The sequence below is a fragment of the Methylococcus sp. S1M genome (genome assembly GCF_051295855.1).
GTDB lineage: Bacteria > Pseudomonadota > Gammaproteobacteria > Methylococcales > Methylococcaceae > Methylococcus > Methylococcus capsulatus.
Genome location: NZ_JBPDXO010000034.1, coordinates 1 through 717, shown reverse-complemented (window position 1 = coordinate 717; position 717 = coordinate 1). Strand labels below are relative to the sequence as shown.

At 62.6% G+C, this 717-nt stretch carries 1 protein-coding gene; it reads left to right on the top strand.

Annotated elements, in window-relative coordinates; genetic code table 11:
* The coding region (locus ACSHWJ_RS15955; protein WP_432540105.1) for a DNA adenine methylase at window positions 1-666 on the top strand (666 nt) is incomplete at its 5' end.
* Window positions 667-717: the final 51 nt, after the last annotated feature.

Below are 717 nucleotides of genomic sequence, written 5' to 3'. Positions count from 1 at the left end.
CCGTTCTGCGGCGCGGCCGCGTTGTACTTCCTCGAGGAGCCGGCCAAGTGCGAGGTCATCAACGACATCAACGGCGAGCTGGTCAACCTGTACCGGGTGGTGCAGCACCACATCGAGGAGTTCGTCCGTCAGTTCAAATGGGCGCTCACCTCCCGGCAGATCTATCAATGGATGAAGGCGACGCCGGAGGAGACGCTGACCGACATTCAGCGGGCCGCCCGGTTCTTCTACCTGCAGAAGCTGGCGTTCGGCGGCAAGGTGGAGTCCAGGACCTTCGGCACGTCGACCACGTCGGCGCCCCGGCTCAACCTGCTGCGGCTCGAGGAGGAGCTGTCGGCAGCGCACCTGCGGCTGTCTCGGACCACCATTGAGCATCTGCCATGGGAGGAATGCATCCGCCGCTACGACCGGCAGTACACGCTGTTCTATCTCGACCCGCCCTATTGGGGCACGGAAGGTTACGGAGTGGAGTTCGGGCTGGAGAACTACCGACGGATGGCTGAGCTCGCCCGGACGATCCAGGGCACGATGGTCATCTCGGTGAACGATATCCCCGAAATGCGGTCGGCATTCGAAGGGCTGCCCCTGGGGCGCACCGGCATCCGCTACTCCGTTGGCAAAGACAGAGCGCTATCCGGGGAGTTGATCATCAGGAACTGCGGTTAGGGCTATGCCAAATCGCGCGCAAAACTATGCCAAATCGCGCGCCACCTTACA